The 16,021-nt window shown below is 42.7% G+C and carries 13 protein-coding genes and 1 other annotated feature; of the genes, 11 read left to right on the top strand and 2 right to left on the bottom strand.

Going from position 1 to position 16,021, the window contains the following annotated elements; genetic code table 11:
- Positions 1–88: 88 nt before the first annotated feature.
- Together lon and yihA are read left to right on the top strand one after the other, a co-directional pair.
- Entirely contained in the window at positions 89–2,413 is a 2,325-nt protein-coding gene (gene lon / locus ACLGGR_RS15045; RefSeq protein ID WP_095285529.1) for an endopeptidase La, read from the top strand.
- Positions 2,410–2,997, top strand: coding sequence for a ribosome biogenesis GTP-binding protein YihA/YsxC (yihA, locus tag ACLGGR_RS15040; RefSeq protein WP_024423177.1), 588 nt, complete (start codon positions 2,410–2,412; stop codon positions 2,995–2,997). The genes lon and yihA overlap by 4 nt, the downstream gene beginning before the upstream one ends.
- A 205-nt stretch (positions 2,998–3,202) precedes the next feature.
- Here yihA and ACLGGR_RS15035 read toward each other — a convergent pair whose 3' ends face one another.
- Positions 3,203–3,688 (bottom strand): hypothetical protein, encoded by a 486-nt coding sequence (locus ACLGGR_RS15035; RefSeq protein WP_142945567.1) that lies wholly within the window; start codon positions 3,686–3,688, stop codon positions 3,203–3,205.
- A gap of 242 nt (positions 3,689–3,930) precedes the next feature.
- On the opposite strand from ACLGGR_RS15035, the gene hemA reads away from it, so the two are divergent.
- The 8 genes from hemA to ysxE all read left to right on the top strand — a co-directional run bounded on the left by hemA (position 3,931) and on the right by ysxE (position 12,667).
- Positions 3,931–5,298, top strand: a complete 1,368-nt coding sequence (gene hemA, locus ACLGGR_RS15030; RefSeq protein WP_024427831.1) for a glutamyl-tRNA reductase — start codon at positions 3,931–3,933, stop codon at positions 5,296–5,298.
- A gap of 7 nt (positions 5,299–5,305) precedes the next feature.
- A complete protein-coding gene (locus ACLGGR_RS15025) occupies positions 5,306–6,136 on the top strand; it encodes a cytochrome c biogenesis protein (protein WP_251216424.1) in 831 nt (276 codons plus the stop codon).
- Positions 6,137–6,173: 37 nt separating this feature from the next.
- Positions 6,174–7,106 (top strand): hydroxymethylbilane synthase, encoded by a 933-nt coding sequence (hemC, locus tag ACLGGR_RS15020; protein WP_025092449.1) that lies wholly within the window; start codon positions 6,174–6,176, stop codon positions 7,104–7,106.
- Positions 7,103–7,894, top strand: coding sequence for a uroporphyrinogen-III synthase (locus ACLGGR_RS15015; RefSeq protein WP_410973375.1), 792 nt, complete (start codon positions 7,103–7,105; stop codon positions 7,892–7,894). Before hemC ends, ACLGGR_RS15015 begins: the two co-directional genes overlap by 4 nt.
- Positions 7,894–8,862, top strand: a complete 969-nt coding sequence (hemB, locus tag ACLGGR_RS15010; RefSeq protein WP_029706177.1) for a porphobilinogen synthase — start codon at positions 7,894–7,896, stop codon at positions 8,860–8,862. The genes ACLGGR_RS15015 and hemB overlap by 1 nt, the downstream gene beginning before the upstream one ends.
- A 27-nt stretch (positions 8,863–8,889) precedes the next feature.
- On the top strand, positions 8,890–10,182 hold the full coding sequence (gene hemL, locus ACLGGR_RS15005; protein ID WP_323648157.1) for a glutamate-1-semialdehyde 2,1-aminomutase: 1,293 nt from the start codon (positions 8,890–8,892) through the stop codon (positions 10,180–10,182).
- Between the two features lie 135 nt (positions 10,183–10,317).
- On the top strand, positions 10,318–11,598 hold the full coding sequence (locus ACLGGR_RS15000) for a LysM peptidoglycan-binding domain-containing protein (protein ID WP_410973374.1): 1,281 nt from the start codon (positions 10,318–10,320) through the stop codon (positions 11,596–11,598).
- Between the two features lie 37 nt (positions 11,599–11,635).
- The gene (ysxE, locus tag ACLGGR_RS14995; protein ID WP_410973373.1) at positions 11,636–12,667 is read left to right on the top strand and encodes a spore coat protein YsxE; all 1,032 of its coding nucleotides are present in this window, start codon (positions 11,636–11,638) and stop codon (positions 12,665–12,667) included.
- A gap of 51 nt (positions 12,668–12,718) precedes the next feature.
- Here the strand turns inward: ysxE and ACLGGR_RS14990 are convergent, their stop codons facing one another.
- The gene (locus ACLGGR_RS14990; RefSeq protein ID WP_003216497.1) at positions 12,719–12,907 is read right to left on the bottom strand and encodes a hypothetical protein; all 189 of its coding nucleotides are present in this window, start codon (positions 12,905–12,907) and stop codon (positions 12,719–12,721) included.
- A 168-nt stretch (positions 12,908–13,075) separates the two neighbouring features.
- Positions 13,076–13,305: a binding site (T-box leader), on the top strand.
- 60 nt (positions 13,306–13,365) lie between these two features.
- Between ACLGGR_RS14990 and ACLGGR_RS14985 the strand changes: the two genes are divergently transcribed.
- Complete coding sequence (locus ACLGGR_RS14985; protein ID WP_410973372.1) at positions 13,366–16,008, top strand: valine--tRNA ligase; 2,643 nt, start codon at positions 13,366–13,368, stop codon at positions 16,006–16,008.
- The last annotated feature ends 13 nt before the right edge of the window (positions 16,009–16,021 follow it).

Here is a 16,021-nt window from a genome sequence, read left to right as displayed (position 1 = left end):
ATCATCATTTCTCAAGTCTTTTACATTGTACAAGACTGAAACAGGTATATTATAATGATTCATACTAGTGACGGAGGTGTCAATCAACATGGCAGATGAAATCAAAAAGAATGTTCCGCTCCTTCCATTGCGAGGCTTGCTTGTTTATCCAACAATGGTCTTGCATTTGGACGTTGGACGCGAGAAGTCTGTTCAAGCATTAGAACAGGCGATGATGAACGATCATATGATTTTTCTAGCAACACAGCGGGAAATTTCAATAGATGAACCAGGTGAAGAGGAAATTTTCAAAGTCGGCACCTACACAAAAATCAAACAAATGCTAAAGCTGCCGAATGGAACGATTCGTGTACTCGTTGAAGGCTTAAATCGAGCGCAGATCGAATCATACGTGGAGCTTGAGGACTATACGTCCGTCGATATTAAAGAATTGGCAGAAGAAGAATTAAAGGACGCAGAAGCAGAAGCACTCATGCGCACTTTGTTAGATCACTTTGATCAGTACATAAAAATTTCAAAGAAAATCTCAGCTGAAACATATGCAACGGTGACGGATATTGAGGAACCGGGGAGAATGGCAGATATCGTCGCATCTCACCTGCCGCTCAAATTAAAGGACAAGCAAGAAGTGCTAGAAACAGTGGATGTCAAAAAACGTCTGAATCGTGTCATCAGCTTAATTCACAATGAAAAAGAAGTGCTGGAAATTGAAAAGAAAATTGGACAGCGCGTCAAACGTTCAATGGAACGAACGCAAAAAGAATATTATTTGCGTGAACAAATGAAAGCCATTCAAAAGGAGCTTGGAGACAAGGAAGGGAAAACAGGCGAAGTCAGTTCATTAATGTCTAAAATCGAAGAGTCCAGCATGCCGGATTCTGTTCGTGAAACGGCGCTAAAAGAATTGAACCGTTATGAAAAAATTCCTTCAAGCTCTGCGGAGAGCTCTGTCATTCGAAATTATATTGATTGGCTGATCAATCTTCCATGGGGCATCTATACAGAAGATCGTCTAGATTTAAAGCTTGCAAGTGAAATTTTAGATGATGAGCATCATGGGCTGGAAAAAGTCAAAGAACGTGTGCTTGAATACCTTGCTGTACAGAAGCTGACCAATTCATTAAAAGGACCGATTCTTTGCTTAGCAGGACCTCCTGGGGTAGGGAAAACGTCACTTGCCAAATCGATTGCTAAATCACTTGACCGAAAGTTTATCCGTATCTCTCTTGGCGGTGTGCGTGATGAATCTGAGATTCGTGGACATAGAAGAACGTATGTAGGAGCGATGCCAGGCCGTATCATTCGTGGGATGAGTAAGGCAGGCACAATGAATCCGGTGTTTCTTTTAGATGAAATCGATAAGATGTCCTCTGATTTTAGAGGTGATCCGTCTTCTGCGATGCTTGAAGTGCTGGACCCTGAGCAAAATCACAACTTTAGCGATCACTATATTGAAGAGACATTTGATTTATCTCAGGTGTTATTTATTGCGACTGCCAACAATTTAGCAACCATTCCAGGTCCACTTCGTGATAGAATGGAGATTATCACGATTGCAGGGTATACAGAGGTTGAAAAAGCAGAGATTGTGAAAGATCATCTTCTGCCGAAGCAGCTAAAGGAGCACGGATTAAAGAAAGGGAACTTGCAGCTTCGTGAAGCCGCGATTTATGATACGATCCGCTATTACACAAGAGAAGCGGGTGTTCGTGGATTAGAGCGTCAGCTTGCGGCGATATGCCGTAAAGCAGCAAGAGCAATTGTGGCTGAAGACCGCAAACGCATCACAGTGACGGAAAAGAACTTATCTGAATTTCTCGGAAAAAGACTTTACCGTTATGGTCAGGCTGAAACGACAGACCAAGTGGGGGTTGTCACAGGACTTGCGTATACGACTGTTGGCGGAGACACCTTATCAATTGAGGTATCACTCTCGCCTGGTAAAGGCAAGCTCTTGTTAACAGGTAAGCTTGGTGATGTCATGAGAGAATCTGCACAGGCGGCATTCAGTTATATTCGTTCCAAAGCAGATGAACTGAACATTGATCCTAATTTTAATGAAAAGCACGATATTCATATCCATGTTCCAGAGGGTGCGGTTCCAAAGGACGGGCCATCAGCTGGTATCACCATTGCGACGGCTCTTGTATCAGCACTCACAGGACGTCCTGTGTCAAAAGAGGTTGGTATGACAGGAGAGATAACGTTAAGAGGAAGAGTGCTTCCGATTGGCGGACTAAAAGAAAAAGCATTAGGCGCACATCGTGCAGGATTGAAAACCATTATTCTTCCAAAGGACAATGAGAAGGATATTGATGATATTCCTGAAAGTGTGAGAGAAGGATTAACCTTTATTCCGGTCTCACATTTAGATGAGGTGCTTGAGAAAGCGTTGGTAGGAGAGGGAAGATGAAAGTAACAAAATCAGATATCGTCATTAGTGCGGTAAAACCAGAGCAGTATCCGAGCGGCGGACTGCCTGAAATCGCGCTTGCTGGACGATCAAATGTTGGGAAGTCCTCGTTCATCAACTCATTAATTAATCGTAAAAATTTAGCGCGTACGTCTTCTAAACCAGGTAAGACCCAGACGCTTAATTTCTACATTATTAATGATATGCTCCATTTTGTGGACGTTCCGGGCTACGGCTTTGCCAAAGTATCAAAAACAGAGCGCGAGGCCTGGGGTAGAATGATCGAAACGTATATTACAATGCGTGAAGAATTAAAAGCAGTCGTCCAAATTGTGGATCTGCGCCATAAACCATCAGTAGATGATGTGAACATGTATGAATTCCTTAAATATTACGGAGTTCCCGTGATCGTCATTGCAACAAAAGCGGATAAAATTCCAAAAGGCAAATGGGAAAAACATGCGAAAGTCGTCAAACAGACGCTCGACATTGACCCATCAGATGAACTCATCTTATTCTCTTCTGAAACAAAAAAGGGGAAAGATGAAGCCTGGAATGCGATCCTTGCGAAAGTAAACGGCTAAAAAAGGCATCTGCCATGAGCAGATGCCTTTTTTATCTTTGTCTTCTTTTAGCGTGATATGAAAACCCTTGAAGTCTAGAAAGGACGAGTACTGGAGCGAATTTGCTATTCGTGAGCACCAGCACGCAGGACTGACACAGAATGCGAGGGTTTGTCTTCACGCTGAAGGCATCTGTCATGAGCAGATGCCTTTTTTATTGTATAAGTTATTTCCTTTTTAAAAATAATAAGAGGAGACTGACAGCAATCAGTACATAGGGCCAGTACAATTCAAAACCGGAAGTAGGGATCGAAAGGGAACTTAGCTGTTTTGTAATTTGCTGAAAGAAATAAAGGAACAGACCGAGTGCGATCAGTACAACACTTTCAATACGATATTCTTTTTTCTGAGATGATTTCACAAAGAGGGCAAGTCCTACGATGAACACAATCATCGTAAATGTGTCTGGCCAGTGGTCCCATTTTGGCTGAAGAATAAAGTGTAGCGAAAGGCCTGTCATGAGCATACCGATAAACACATGAGCGCTTTCTTGCTCCTTTTTTCCTTGATATAAAAAAGCGAGACCAAAAAGCAGTACAAGTGTATACCATTTCTCTTGATCCTTCCAAATGTCAAATTGACCTCCTGAGAGAATGGCATATAGCGCTACAGCCAGTAAAGTAAGCGGCAGCAAAATGGATTTCTTCTTCAAAGATGTCACCTTCTTTTAAGCAGATCATTTGTCCGCACGCGCCAAATCTGGTAAATTGCTTGAAGTGATGATATGGCATAATTGATGTCGAACATTTTTCTACTATATCACAACATTTTTGAAATCTGTTCACAATTTTTATCCAGTTAAAAATGAATATATGTTATAATCATTATAAATAATAAATTCTATATTGTAATTATTATAAATTAGACAGGGCGTTGGGGGTGCAAGCTGAAGTTATGCATATTCTTGTTGTGGGTTTAGATTATAAAACAGCCCCTGTTGAGATACGGGAACAGCTGAGCTTTGAACCGAGTGAGCTCGGAACAGCGATGTCCAAGCTTAAAGAAGAAAAAAGCATTCTAGAGAATATCGTCATCTCAACATGTAATCGAACAGAGATCTACGCAGTAGTAGATCAGCTTCATACTGGACGGTTTTATATAAAAAGATTTTTAGCCGATTGGTTCGGTTTAGAAAAGGAAGATGTCTCTCCGTATTTGAAGTTCTATGAAAACGATGGAGCGGTTGAGCATTTATTCCGTGTGGCCTGTGGACTTGATTCCATGGTGATTGGCGAAACGCAAATACTCGGTCAGGTGCGTTCCAGCTTTAAAGTAGCTCAAGAGGAGAAGACCATTGGTACCGTTTTCAATTATTTGTTTAAACAGGCGGTAACCGTTGCAAAACGCTCTCATGCGGAAACAGATATTGCATCTAATGCTGTGTCTGTCAGCTATGCAGCTGTTGAGCTTGCTAAAAAAATATTTGGACGTCTTTCTGATAAGCATGTCCTGATTCTTGGTGCGGGCAAAATGGGCGAATTGGCGGCTCAAAACCTTCAAGGTCAAGGAATTGGCCAAGTAACGGTCATCAATCGAACGTTTGAGAAGGCAAAGGAATTGGCCGGTCGTTTTTCAGGAGAGCCTAAGAGCTTAAACCAATTAGAAAAAACATTATCCGAAGCGGACATTTTAATCAGCTCAACGGGTGCGAAACAATTTGTCATTACAAAAGAAATGGTCGAAAGTGCGAATAAAAAGCGGAAGGGCAGACCTCTATTTATGGTGGATATTGCTGTACCCCGTGATTTAGATCCAGCCATTTCTGAAGTAGAAGGTGCTTTTTTGTATGACATTGATGACCTTGAAGGTATCGTGGCTGCCAACTTAAAAGAGCGCCGTGCAGTGGCTGAGCAGGTTGAGCTTCTGATTGAAGCAGAAATTGTGGAATTTAAGCAATGGCTGAATACGTTAGGTGTTGTACCGGTCATTTCTGCACTTAGAGAAAAGGCACTCACAATTCAAGCTGATACGATGCAGAGTATTGAGCGGAAGCTTCCAAATCTCACAAACCGTGAAATGAAGCTGTTAAATAAACATACGAAAAGCATCATCAACCAAATGCTGAAAGATCCTATCTTAAAGGCAAAAGAAATTGCCGCTGAGCCGAATGCAGAGGAAAAGCTTTTACTCTTTAAAGAAATCTTTGATTTACAGGTTGAAGATGAAGAGCAAAAGGTCGAGCCAATGCAGGTGGAGCAAGGATCATTTCAGCTGTTCAAACCAAATATGGCACAAGGCTTTGCTACAGTTGCCAGTGAGTGATTAAGCGATGATGGAATCCATTGTAGCGAGACTCAATGAAGCGACGATCTTAATCTATGCACTAAGTGTCTTGTTCTATTTCATAGATTTTCTTCAACACAACCGGAAGGCTGGAAAAATGGCTTTCTGGTTGCTTTCTATTGTCTGGCTGCTGCAAACAGTCTACATGTTCTATATTATGATGGAAACAGACCGATTCCCTGTGTTGAATGTAGCAGAGGGGTTATATTTTTATACGTGGGTGCTTGTGACACTTTCTCTTGTGCTCACAAAGGTATTGCGCGTTGAATTTATTGTCTTTTTTACAAATGTGATCGGTTTTTCCATGATGGCGATTCACACCTTTACACCATCTGACCTCCATTCAGCAGAACTAACGGGGAAGCTGACGAGTGAACTGCTCGTGATTCATATTACGATGGCGATTTTATCCTACGGTGCCTTTTCTCTTTCATTTGCGTTTTCACTGCTTTATCTCTTTCAATATCGTTTACTGAAAAAGAAAAAATGGGGAAAATGGCTTCTGAGAATCGAAGACTTATCAAAGCTCGATCATATGGCGTACGTATTAAACATTATTGGTGTGCCAATGCTCTTGCTTAGTTTAATTCTTGGCATCATTTGGGCATATATTTCGTATGATACGTTGTACTGGACAGATGCAAAGGTGCTTGGTTCGTTTATTATGCTGTTTTTATATGGCTTTTACTTATATATCAGATTGGTGAGAAAAATGCAGGGCAAAATCGTGGCATTTTGGAATGTCGCTTCATTTCTTGTGCTGATGATTAATTATTTTCTGCTTGGTAGCTTATCAACCTTTCATTGGTTTCAATAATGATGAGTCTTAAAGGCATTGTCGGGAGGAAGAAGTATTGCGTACAATTAAAGTAGGTTCTAGACGAAGTAAGCTGGCAATTACACAAACAAAATGGGTCATTCAAAAGCTGTCTGAACTAAACCCTTCTTACTCTTTTGAAATAAAAGAAATTGTAACAAAGGGTGATCAAATTTTAGATGTGACCTTGTCTAAGGTTGGCGGAAAAGGACTGTTTGTTAAAGAGATCGAGCAGGCGATGCTGAATCATGACATCGATATGGCGGTGCACAGCATGAAGGATATGCCGGCTGCTCTTCCGGAAGGCTTAGTCATTGGCTGTATTCCTGAGCGTGAAGATGTGCGGGATGCACTTATTTCGAAGGATCATCTGAGTCTTAGCGAACTGCCTAAGGGCGCAATTGTGGGAACGAGCAGCTTACGGCGTAGTGCCCAGCTTCTTCAGGAGAGACCAGATCTTGAGATTAAATGGATCCGGGGAAACATTGATACAAGATTGGAAAAGCTGAAAAATGAAGAGTATGATGCCATTATTCTAGCGGCTGCCGGTCTGTCCAGAATGGGATGGAGCAAAGAGGTCGTATCAGAATTTTTATCTCCTGAAACTTGCCTTCCTGCCGTTGGACAAGGCGCGCTATCGATTGAGTGCCGCGGGGATGATGAAGAGCTGCTTAAGCTTCTCGCTCAATTTACGAATGAATATACGAAGAAAACGGTCCTCGCAGAAAGAGCGTTCCTCAAACAAATGGATGGAAGCTGTCAGGTGCCGATCGCTGGCTATGCAACGATGAATGAGCATCATGAAATTGAACTAACAGGTCTTGTTGCATCTGCTGATGGGCATACGATTATTCGAGAAACCGTCACAGGCACTGACCCTGAGGCAATTGGAACAGCGTGTGCGAAGCAGATGGCCGATAAGGGAGCAAAGGATTTGATCGACAAGGTGAAAAAGGATCTGTCTCAATGAGCATAGGCAAATCGCTTCACGGACAGACGGTGCTTGTCACTCGAAATGAACGTCAAGCGGGCGTGTTTCAGCAAAAGATTGAAGCGCTGAACGGCCATGCGGTTTTAACCTCTCTTATTCGGTTTGAGCCTACGCTCACAAAAGAAAAAGCACAGGCCTTTTTAAAGGACTTAGAAAATAGCCACTGGCTTGTTTTCACGAGTGTGAATGGTGCGTCTTTTTATCTGAATTACATAAAAGACCATCATTTACATAAGAGCTTAACTCATTTGAAAGTGGCTGCTGTAGGAGAGAAAACCTCTGCCTATCTTGAGCAGCACGGCTTAAAGGTGGATGTGGTGCCAGAACGATTTATAGCGGAAGAGCTGGCAGATGCATTACTTGACCATGTACGCCCAGGAGAGCGTGTGTTTGTAGCAAAAGGGCATCTGTCACGAGATGTGGTGAAAGAGACCCTTGTTCCGCTCGGCATAGAGGTAAAAGAATGGATTTTATATGAAACAGTCAAGGATGAGGAAGGAATTGCTGCTCTTCAATCGGCAATGACGAAGCAATCATTTGATTTTATTACATTCACAAGCTCATCCACTGTTCATTCTTTTATGCATGTGATGGAAGCAGATGCAGCGATGCTGGCTGCATCTGACACCTGTTTTGTGACGATCGGTCCTCTGACAAAAGAGGCACTGCTTCAATACGGGATTTCTTCTGAAACCCCAGATACTTATACGATAGACGGAATGCTTGATTTAATGTGCCGTTTATCTGAAAGGAAGTTGAACCATTGATGAAATTTAATAGACACCGCAGATTGCGGACAAGCGCAGGAATGAGAGAATTAGTCAGAGAAACCTTTTTAAGACCATCTGATTTCATTTACCCGATCTTTTTTGTAGAGGGAGAAAATGTCCGAAAAGAAGTCTCTTCAATGCCAGGTGTATATCACATTTCTGTAGACCTTGTGAAAGAAGAAGTCCAAGAGCTTGTGGATCTTGGCATCAAATCGATCATTGTATTTGGTGTGCCAGATCATAAAGATCATGTAGGCAGTGAGGCGTATCACGATCATGGCATTGTTCAAAGAGCAACGCTTGAAATCAAAAAGCATTTCCCAGAGCTCGTGGTCATTGCAGACACTTGCTTATGCCAATATACAGATCACGGACATTGCGGAATCGTTGAAGATGGAGAAATTTTAAATGATGAATCTCTTCAGCTACTAGCGAAAACTGCTGTCAGCCAAGCGCGTGCAGGTGCAGATATCATCGCGCCTTCAAATATGATGGACGGATTTGTTGTTGCCATTCGTGAGGCACTTGATGAAGCAGGCTTTATTCATGTACCTGTCATGTCATATGCGGTGAAATATGCAAGTGCTTTTTACGGTCCGTTCCGTGATGCGGCACATAGTACACCGCAATTTGGAGATCGTAAAACATATCAAATGGACCCTGCAAACCGTTTAGAGGCACTAAGAGAAGCGCAATCTGATGTAGAAGAGGGAGCTGACTTCTTAATTGTCAAACCATCTCTTTCATACTTAGACATTATGCGTGATGTTAAAAATGAATTTACACTCCCTGTTGTTGCTTACAATGTGAGCGGAGAGTATGCAATGGTGAAAGCCGCTGCTCAAAATGGCTGGATTTCTGAAAAAGAGCTTGTTCTTGAAATGCTGACAAGCATGAAACGTGCAGGAGCAGAACTCATCATTACGTATCATGCAAAAGATGCAGCAAAATGGCTCTCAGAATAAAGAACGGATAGACAGGAGGACGTTGAAATGGGACGTAGCTATGAAAAATCAAAGCAAGCATTTGAAGAAGCACAACATTTAATGCCTGGTGGTGTCAACAGCCCTGTGCGTGCATTTAAATCAGTCAACACAGACCCGATTTTTATGGCACGAGGCAAAGGCGCCAAGATCTATGATATTGATGGAAATGAATACATCGATTATGTTTTATCATGGGGACCGCTTATTTTAGGACATACGAATGACCGTGTCGTTGAAAGCATTCAGCGAGTAGCAGAGTATGGGACAAGCTTCGGTGCTTCCACGTTAGTTGAAAATGAATTAGCTAAACTTGTATCTGAACGGGTTCCTTCCATTGAAGTCATTCGTATGGTCAGCTCTGGTACAGAGGCGACGATGAGTGCACTTCGTCTAGCTCGTGGTTTTACAGGCAGAAATAAAATTGTGAAATTTGAAGGCTGCTATCATGGCCACGGTGATTCTTTGCTCATCAAAGCGGGTTCTGGAGTGGCGACGCTTGGACTGCCAGATAGTCCTGGTGTTCCTGAAGGGACTGCAAGCAATACAATCACAGTGCCGTACAATGATTTAGAAAGCATTCAAGTTGCTTTTCAAGAATTTGGAGACGATATCGCGGGTGTCATTGTAGAGCCGGTTGCAGGAAATATGGGGGTTGTCCCTCCACAAGAAGGTTTCTTGCAAGGACTGAGAGATATCACGGAGCAATACGGATCATTGCTTATCTTTGATGAGGTTATGACAGGCTTCCGTGTGGATTATCACTGCGCGCAAGGCTATTTTGGCATCACACCTGATCTGACGTGCCTTGGTAAAGTCATTGGAGGCGGTCTTCCGGTCGGTGCTTATGGTGGAAGAGCGGATATTATGAGACAAATTGCGCCAAGTGGTCCAATTTATCAAGCGGGAACGTTATCTGGTAACCCTCTTGCGATGACAGCAGGCTTAGAAACCCTAAAACAGCTGACACCTGAGTCTTATGAAGAGTTTAAACGGAAAGGTGACCGTTTAGAAGAAGGCATTTCGAAAGCAGCGAAAGCATACGGAATTCCATTAACGTTTAACCGTGCGGGCTCCATGATCGGATTTTTCTTTACAAATGAAGAAGTGATCAATTATGACAAAGCGAAAACTGCTGATCTTGCTTTATTCGCTGAATTTTACAAGGAAATGGCCGATCACGGCATCTTCCTTCCGCCTTCTCAATTTGAAGGACTGTTCCTGTCAACAGCTCATACAGATGAAGACATTGAATATACGATTGAGACAGTGGAAAAAGTTTTTCAAAAACTACGTCGATAAAACAAAAGCCGATATGGAGACATATCGGCTTTTTTGCATTGGAGAAAACCAATCATATTTTCACTTCCTCCCACATACAACTGTATTGACATCTAATTTTATTTTTTAAGGATTAGATGAAAGGAGGACACCGACTTGTCTCAAAACAATCGATTACAGTTTTCGGTAGAAGAATCCATTTATTTCAAAAGCGGACAGGAAGTCAGTGAGCTGCTGTCAATTTCTCTCGACCCTGACATTCTCGTTCAAGAAGTGAATGATTATGTTTCTATTAGAGGTTCACTCGAGCTAACAGGAGAATACAACATAAATCAAGAGGAGCTATTGGGTGAATTGAGTTCCTTTCCAACATACAGGGAAGCAGATGAGGTAAAGGTCAGAGAAGACGGAACGGCGGAGCTTCTGCATCAATTTCCAGTCGATATCACCATTCCGAAGAACAAAATTAGTCATTTAAATGATGTGTTTGTGTTTATTGATGCGTTTGATTACCAGCTGACAGAGAATCGTTTGCTCACCATTCAGGCTGATTTGGCCATTGAGGGCTTGTTAGACGAGGAAATGCCTCAAGCGCCTGTAGAGGAGCCATATGAATTTGTCCATCGTCCTGAAGAGGATGATGGCGATATGACCTATGATTATCAGTTGCAGCCGGAACAAGAAGAACATGAAGAACTGCAAGGCGAAGAGCGTGAGGATGATGAGAAGCAGCCTGTATTCCAACAAGACACGCGCGCCGAGCAAGAGGAACAGGAAGAAGAAATTGAGATAGAGCTGGTGAGGGAAGTAGAGGAAGCGCCCGAAGAAACGGAAGAATTAGAAGAACATGAAGAGCCGGAACAGCCGAATAACCAAGAAAAAGCGGTGGCGTCTGGCTATCGATCCATTCCTGAAGCTCAGGTGCAGGAACCGCCATTTTTTGAACCGCCAAAGCTTTTAGAAGAAGAGGAGCGGGAAGATCCGTTCTTTGAAGTGGAAGTGAGAAAGGATCCGGAAGCTGCTGAAGAGCAGGAAGAAACGGTACAGTCGTATCCGGCTTTTGAATCACCTGCTTTTCAAGTGGAGCCTGAGCAAGAAGCGCACGATGACGAATATCAGCTCGGGCGGTTATATGAACGGGAAGCACCTAAAATATATGAGTCAGCTCAAGAAGAGGAGCTTGAAGAAGACGTGAGAGAAACGTCTGGCAGTGAGAATTCTCTTTATTTAACAAAGCTGTTCGCTAAGCAGGAGGAGGAAGATTTTTCCCGCATGAAAATATGTATAGTTCAGCAGGAAGATACGGTCGATCGTATTTGTGAGAGATATCAGTTGAATGTGCAGCAGCTTCTTCGCACGAACTCATTATCGATTGATGCGGAGCTTGAGGAAGGGCAGATTCTTTATATTCCTGAATATCAAAAAAGCAATGCATAGCAAACGATGACTGACCGAGAAAATGTGGTGAGTGAACGTGGATGAAATCCAATCTGTCTTATACGAATACGGGCTTGAGGCTGAATATATTGAACCTGTCAGTCCTGCTGTCATCAAGGTCTATACAAAGCAGGGTGTATTTGCCTTAAAAAGAGTAAAAGCCAGCCGGCATATGCAATTTACAGAACAAATGCTTGAACTGGAATCAAAGGGCTATCGCTCCTTTGTGCCGATTTATCGGACGAAGAGCGGTTCCTTTTTCTCAAGTCATCGGGAAAGCCAGTATGCATACTATCTTATGCCGTGGCTGACGAATGAAAAGAGAGAAGAGCAGGACGATAAGCACGAATATTTATTTCAAGAGATTGCGAGACTTCATAAGCGGACTGAAGTCATGATGGATATCACAGAGCAAGAGATAGAAGCGCATTACACCCAAATCAAGACCAAATGGGAAACAGAGAAAGACATGTATGAACGATTCATAGAGCGGGCAGAACAAACGTGGTATATGTCGCCATTTGAGCTGGCCGCTGCTATGTATTTTTCAGAGGCGATGTCTGCCAGTGAATTTGCGCTTGAACGTTTAGAAGATTGGTATGAAGAAATGAAAGACAAAGAGACAACGCGTGTTGTGCTAAATCATGGGCAGCTATCGATCCATCACTTTTTGTATAATGATGTAGGGACAGGACATTTCACTAATTTCGAGCGGTCTAAAAAAGCCGCCCCCATTTATGATCTTCTGACCTTTTACTTTCGGACTTTCAAAACCTATCCCACGTCTTGTCCTGAATGCACTTCCTTGTTTTATACGTATCAAAAAGGAAATCCTCTGCGGGAGGAAGAACTGCATTTGTTCTTAAGCTACCTTGCTTATCCGCAAGGTCTGTTTGATACAGTAAAAGCCTATGAAGCAGGCGGGCAGGATGAAATGGAAAGCTGCCAGCAGCTGTTAAGAGCGTATTGGCAGATGAAAAATTCAGAGCCGACCGTCATGAAGATTCACGAGATTGAGCAGGCTAGACGGCTTGAAGAAGAACAAAGTGCCTCGTCATCGGCGGAATGACGAGGTTATGCTTCGTTGGCATTATATGGGCAGGTACATAAGCATGAGTTTTTAAAACCAATCAAGATGAAAGGCACAGGCGAGAAAAATAAGAATACCTAGAATGAGGACGTCAAATGTCGTAGGGAAAATGATCGTACGAAATCCTTGAAATATAGCAATCGGGAGAACGACTTGGGAAGCAACTGCCCGAATTTGTCTCAGCCAGGGGGGAAGTGTGTAAGGATTGATCTTCTTCAAATCAAACGCCCTCCTTCTTCATTTTGTTATTATCATATGGGCAAAAGGGCGAAGGGTGCCTGCCCATTTTGTATAAAGAAGAAGAAAAGCGGAAAAGATGATTGACGAAAACAAAAGGCATTTAGTAATATTAATAAAAGATGAGTATGTGCTGATGAACGTGATATATCGTAAGCGTGGATCAGGAAGAGTACGAGCAAGACCCTAAAGAGAGGGAAGCCAAGAGCTGAAAGGTTTCCTAGGATGTACTTGTTTGGAAGGTCGCCTGTGAGCTTAATTTCTTGAATGAACAAGTAGAGAAATTCGGGAGAACCCCGTTATCCTTTAGAGTGTATGGGACACGTGTATGTGTCTCGTGAAAAAAGGTGGTACCGCGAAAAAGCTTTTTCGTCCTTTTATAAGGATGGAAAGGCTTTTTTTTATGTTTCATCAGCCGAAAAAATGTGGAGGTTACACAAATGGGAACAAATAATCAAGAAATGCCAACAAAGTACGATCCAAATGCGATTGAAAAAGACCGCTATACGTACTGGCTTAAAGGGAAATTCTTCGAAGCACAAAATGACAAAACGAAAGATCCATATACAGTCGTCATTCCTCCACCAAACGTGACAGGAAAACTGCACCTTGGGCACGCATGGGATTCTACACTTCAAGACATCGTGACACGTATGAAACGGATGCAGGGCTATGACGTTCTTTGGCTTCCAGGTATGGACCATGCCGGTATTGCGACTCAAGCAAAAGTCGAGGCAAAGCTTCGCGAAGAAGGCGTAAGCCGGTATGACCTTGGCCGGGAGAAATTTGTAGAAGAAACGTGGAAGTGGAAAGAAGAATATGCAGATTTTATTCGCAGCCAGTGGGCAAAAATGGGCCTTGGTCTCGATTACTCCCGTGAGCGTTTTACTTTAGATGAAGGTCTGAATAAAGCTGTTCGCCAAGTGTTTGTTCAATTGTATGAAAAAGGGCTTATTTATCGCGGAGAGTACATCATTAACTGGGATCCAGCAACGAAAACGGCACTTTCTGATATTGAAGTGATTTATAAGGATGTTCAAGGTGCGTTTTATCACTTGAGATATCCGCTTTCAGATGGAACAGGTTCAATTGAAATTGCGACAACAAGACCTGAAACTATGCTGGGGGATACAGCCGTAGCCGTACACCCTGATGACGAACGCTATCAGCATTTGATTGGAAAAACAGTGGTTTTACCAATTACAGGCCGTGAAATCCCAATCGTCGGTGATGACTATGTCGATATGGAGTTTGGTTCAGGTGCTGTGAAAATTACACCTGCTCATGACCCGAATGACTTTGAGCTTGGAAACCGCCATGGGTTAGAGCGTATTCTTGTCATGAATGAAGACGGCACAATGAATGCGAATGCCCTGCAATACAAAGGAATGGACCGCTTCGAATGCCGCAAACAGCTTGTGAAGGATTTACAAGAGGAAGGCATTTTGTTCAAAATTGAGGACCACATGCATTCAGTTGGTCATAGTGAACGAAGTGGAGCTGTTGTTGAACCGTATTTATCGACACAATGGTTTGTGAAAATGCAGCCGCTGGCAGACGAAGCCATTCATCTGCAAAAAGGAGACGACCAAGTTCAATTTGTTCCAGACCGATTTGAGAAGACATATTTACATTGGATGGAAAATATCCGTGACTGGTGTATTTCTCGTCAGCTATGGTGGGGACACCGCATTCCGGCTTGGTATCATAAAGAAACAAAAGAAGTATACGTTGGACTTGAAGCACCAGAAGATATTGAGAACTGGGAACAGGATAACGATGTGCTTGATACATGGTTTAGTTCAGCGCTTTGGCCGTTTTCTACAATGGGCTGGCCGGATGCAGACAGTGAAGACTTCAAGCGCTACTATCCAACCAATCTGCTTGTAACAGGCTATGACATCATTTTCTTCTGGGTGTCCCGCATGATCTTCCAAGGTCTTGAATTCACAGGAGAAAAACCGTTCAAAGATGTCCTCATTCATGGGCTCATCCGCGACGAACAAGGACGTAAAATGAGTAAGTCGCTTGGCAATGGAATTGATCCAATGGAGGTCATCGACAAATACGGTGCGGATTCATTAAGATATTTCTTAGCAACAGGAAGCTCACCAGGTCAGGATCTTCGTTTTAGCTTTGAAAAGGTTGAATCTACTTGGAACTTTGCGAACAAAATTTGGAACGCATCCCGTTTTGCTTTAATGAATATGGATGGTTTAACGTATGATGAGCTTGATTTATCAGGAGAAAAATCAGTTGCTGATCAATGGATTTTAACACGCTTAAATGAAACAATTGAAAGTGTCACACAGCTTGCTGACAAGTATGAATTCGGTGAAGTGGGCAGACATTTATACAACTTCATTTGGGATGATTTCTGTGATTGGTACATTGAAATGGCGAAACTTCCGCTTTATGGTGAAGACGAAGCGGCGAAGAAAACGACTCGTTCGATCCTTGCGTATGTATTAGATCAAACGATGAGACTTCTACATCCGTTTATGCCGTTCTTAACAGAAGAAATTTGGCAGCATCTACCGCATGAAGGTGAGTCCATTACTGTAGCGGCATGGCCTGAAGTGAAGCCGGAGCTTTCCAACGAACAAGCTTCTGCTGATATGAAGCTGCTTGTTGAACTCATTCGTTCTGTTCGTAACATTCGTAGTGAAGTGAACACGCCAATGAGCAAACAAGTTGAGCTTTACATTAAAGCATCTACGTCTGATGTTCAGGAACGTTTAGAGAAAAATCGTTCATATATTGAGCGCTTCACGAACCCAAGTGTTCTTGAAATTGGCACAGATGTCCCAGCTAGTGATAAAGCGATGACGGCTGTTATTTCTGGAGCAGAACTCATTTTGCCGCTTGAAGGCTTAATCAACTTAGATGAAGAAATTGCTCGTCTGCAAAAAGAGCTTGATAAGCTGACAAAAGAAGTGGAACGAGTACAGAAAAAGCTTGGCAATGAAGGCTTTATGAAAAAAGCGCCTGAAAGTGTCGTAGAAGAAGAGCGTGCGAAAGAACGTGATTATGTCGCAAAACGCGAAGCTGTTCAAAAGCGTATTGAAGAGCTGAAAGCATAAGGTTAAAAAGACG

The sequence above is a fragment of the Bacillus sp. BD48 genome (assembly GCF_046566805.1).
GTDB classification, from domain to species: domain Bacteria; phylum Bacillota; class Bacilli; order Bacillales; family Bacillaceae; genus Bacillus; species Bacillus safensis.
This window is presented reverse-complemented; position numbering and strand designations above follow the sequence as displayed.